Consider the following 3,808-nt stretch of genomic DNA (forward strand, 5'->3'; position numbering starts at 1 on the left):
TCATTACCCATATCCACATCGCTTATGGTTCAGAGTCTGGCAACGCAGAGAAACTTGCCCAACAGTTAGCCCAACAACCGTTTTTAAATCACTACTCAATGAGCCTTTCCACCCTTAATGAAACGGATTTAACCACTTTCAAACCAAATAGCTTATTGCTGGTTTTAACCAGTTCATTTGGTGATGGCGAACCACCTGAAAATGCTGATGAATTTGCAGAAAAATTGGAAAATTTGACCGCTTGTAATGTGAAATATGCCATTTTCGGACTGGGTGATATTACTTACGATAAATTCTGTGGCTATAGCAAACAGTTAGACAGCTTATTGCAGACAAAACAAGCCCAAGCCGTGATTGAAAGGGTAGATGCAGACCTAAATTATCAAGAAATCTTTAAACAGTGGTTGCCACTTGTGCAGCAGGTTTTAACTCAGCCTAATGAAGCTCCGCTAACCCATCAGCTTTCCGTTCAAGTGTATGGGGAAGATGCCACTTATCAAGCCGAAGTGCTAGAAATTAAGCATTTAGCCAATTCAAATCCGCCTGTTTATCATCTTCGATTATCGCTTAAGAATAGCGGTATTTTCTATCAAGCAGGGGATTTAATTTATATCAAAGTAAACCAGCCTGAACAGTTGTTAAACCAATATGCCGAGTGGTTTGATGATACACAGGCTCTCAATGTATTACGCAATAAAGAATTACGCTTATTAAGTAAAAATGTGCTGCGTGATATTCAAAAAATTTGTGGCAGCCAAGCGTTAAAAGACTTAACGAAAATTTCCAACAAAAAAGCACTAGAACAATATTTATACGGACGAGATTTATTAGATGTGCTACAAGATTTTGACCCGAACAAAACCGTTACATTAGCGGATTTAGAGCCGATGTTATCCAACTTATCCGCTCGTGCTTATTCAATTAGCTCTTGTGGTAAAACGCACTCTGATTATGTGGATTTATGCGTTCGACACGTCTATTATGATTTAAACGGCAGAGCTTACCAAGGCACAGCGAGCGACTATCTAGCCAAATTACAAGCGGGTGAATTTGTTTCAATTTTTGCAAAAGCAAATCCAAACTTCCGTTTACCTGAACATTTAAATGCTCCTGTAGTAATGATTGGTTCCGGTACAGGTATTGCACCGCATATTGCCTTTTTACAAGAGTTAGAAAGCCAATATCAAAATGTGGAAAGCTACCTATTTTTTGGGGAGCGTTATCGTTCGAAAGATTTTCTCTATCAAGCAGAATTGGAAAACTATCTCGCCAACGGCACATTAACGCAACTATTTACTGCATTCTCACGCGATCAGGCGGAGAAGTTTTATGTGCAAAACGCTTTAGCTAACCAAGCCGAACTCGTTTGGAAATTGATTCAACAAGGGGCTTATTTCTACATTTGTGGAAGTAAGGCAATGAGCAAAGCCATTGATGCGGAAATCATTAAAATAGCGGAAGAAATCGGCGGTCAGCCTTATGTGGATGATTTTAATAATATCATTGCACAGCTTGTGGCAGAAGGGCGTTTAATGCGAGATGTATATTAATCTTTAAAACTCTTCAATGAAAAAGGCACAAAACTGAATTTGTGCCTTTGTGTTTTGCAAAAAAATGTGAAAATTTTACCGCTTGCCGAACATTCCGCCTAAGTTGCCAAGACCACCTAAGCCTCCCATTCCTCCGCCTATTAAGCCTTTCATTCCACGCATCATTTTCGACATTCCGCCTTTACGCATTTTTTTCATCATACGCTGCATATCGTCAAATTGTTTGAGTAGTTTATTGACATCTTGTACCTGCGTACCTGAACCTAAAGCTATACGGCGACGGCGTGAGCCTTTGATAATATCGGGGTTAGCTCGCTCTTTTAGCGTCATAGAGTTGATGATCGCTTCCATTTTCACGAACATTTTGTCGTCCACTTGATTTTTAACGTGATCAGGTAAATTTTTCGCACCCGGTAATTTGTCGAGCATTGACATCATACCGCCCATTTTCTTCATTTCGATAAGCTGCTCACGGAAATCTTCAAGGGTGAAATCGTCCCCTTTCTTGAATTTTGCCGCCATTTTCTCAGCTTTTTCTTGATCGACCGAACGTTGTAAGTCTTCAATTAACGACATTACATCGCCCATACCTAAAATACGGGAAGCGACACGATCAGGATGGAACGGTTCTAACGCATCGGTTTTCTCGCCCACACCCAAGAATTTAATCGGCTTGCCGGTGATTTGGCGGATAGAAAGTGCCGCACCACCACGAGCATCACCATCAACTTTGGTGAGAATTACCCCGGTGAGCGGTAATGCTTCATTGAACGCTTTTGCCGTATTTGCCGCATCTTGACCGGTCATCGCATCAACGGTAAACAAGGTTTCAATTGGATTAAGGGCGGCGTGGATTTGTTGGATCTCTTCCATCATCTCGCCATCAACGTGCAAACGACCGGCAGTATCAACAATCAACACATCAAAGAAATTGAGTTTGGCGTATTTGAGAGCAGCTTCAGCAATCGCTACCGGCTTTTGGCTGATTTCGGTAGGGTAGAAGTCCACTTTTAACGCTTCAGCAAGCGTTTGGAGCTGTTTGATCGCCGCAGGGCGATAAACGTCCGCAGAGACCACTAATACTTTTTTCTTGTGGCGTTCTTTTAAGAATTTCGCCAATTTACCAACCGAGGTGGTTTTACCAGCCCCTTGTAAACCTGCCATTAAAATTACTGCAGGCGGTTGAGCCGCAAGGTTGAGTTCCTCATTGGCTTCGCCCATCGCACTTTCTAATTCGCTTTGGACGATTTTTAAGAATTCTTGACCCGGCGTAAGGCTTTTGTTTACCTCAACGCCTACCGCACGCTCTTTGACCTTATTGATAAAATCACGCACCACAGGTAGGGCAACGTCCGCCTCAAGCAATGCCATACGCACTTCACGCAGGGTGTCTTTAATATTTTCTTCGGTTAAACGACCTTTACCCGTAATGTTACGCAGGGTTTTGGAAAGTCTATCGGATAGGTTCTCAAACATATTGGGTTCTCAATTTGCAAAATTTTAGAAAAAAATGACCGCTTGCAAGCGGGAAATTGCGGACATTATACAAAAAAAAGCGGTGGGATTATAGGGAAAAAAACGACATAGGGGTTTAGGCTATGTCGTAAAATTTGACGATATTCGAGGAATCATTATTATTTAATTATTGTGTTGAGGATAATACTCCGAATACTTCTTAAAAGTGAAGTAAAATTTTCATATTTGTTTCAGAAATGAGAGGTAAATCACATAATTTTTTATAATTTTATGCACAGCAGTTAAAACGATTAAAAGAAAGTGCGAAAAAGGAAAAAGCCCCGATAATTTCTTATCAGGGCTTCAAAATATGGCTCCTCCTGCGGGACTCGAACCTGCGACATATGGATTAACAGTCCACCGTTCTACCGACTGAACTAAGGAGGAATAGATGGTGCCTCGAGGCGGAATCGAACCACCGACACGGGGATTTTCAATCCCCTGCTCTACCGACTGAGCTATCGAGGCAACTCGTCATTTGCGGAGTGCATTATGCTGATTTTTTAGGGCTTCGTCAAATATAATTATCAGAAATTTAACCTTTTTGATCGCGTAATACTAAAAATTGAACAATCTCATTCAATTGTGCATTTGTAAAAAGTAAAAACCCCGATAATTTCTTATCAGGGCTTCAAAATATGGCTCCTCCTGCGGGACTCGAACCTGCGACATATGGATTAACAGTCCACCGTTCTACCGACTGAACTAAGGAGGAATAGATGGTGCCTCGAGGCGGAATCGAA

The 3,808-nt window shown here is 41.4% G+C and carries 2 protein-coding genes and 3 tRNA genes; 1 reads left to right on the forward strand and 4 read right to left on the reverse strand.

From position 1 onward, the window contains the following. The first annotated feature begins 2 nt into the window (after positions 1 to 2). Positions 3 to 1,550, forward strand: coding sequence for a diflavin oxidoreductase (locus ACJHV0_RS05330; RefSeq protein ID WP_483133585.1), 1,548 nt, complete (start codon positions 3 to 5; stop codon positions 1,548 to 1,550). A gap of 75 nt (positions 1,551 to 1,625) precedes the next feature. Here the strand turns inward: ACJHV0_RS05330 and ffh are convergent, their stop codons facing one another. From ffh to ACJHV0_RS05350, 4 genes are all read right to left on the reverse strand, one after another. Beyond that, positions 1,626 to 3,026, reverse strand: coding sequence for a signal recognition particle protein (ffh, locus tag ACJHV0_RS05335; protein ID WP_483133586.1), 1,401 nt, complete (start codon positions 3,024 to 3,026; stop codon positions 1,626 to 1,628). Between the two features lie 350 nt (positions 3,027 to 3,376). Continuing rightward, positions 3,377 to 3,452 (reverse strand) — tRNA-Asn (locus tag ACJHV0_RS05340). A 5-nt stretch (positions 3,453 to 3,457) separates the two neighbouring features. After that, positions 3,458 to 3,533: transfer RNA gene (locus ACJHV0_RS05345), tRNA-Phe, on the reverse strand. Positions 3,534 to 3,704: 171 nt separating this feature from the next. Beyond that, positions 3,705 to 3,780, reverse strand: a tRNA-Asn gene (locus ACJHV0_RS05350). Positions 3,781 to 3,808 lie beyond the last annotated feature (28 nt).

The organism is Mannheimia sp. (assembly GCF_056854775.1).

Coding starts and splice junctions, on each gene's coding strand:
- ffh (WP_483133586.1), bottom strand. CDS start 3,026: ATGTTTGAGAACCTATCCGATAGACTTTCCAAAACCCTGCGTAACATT.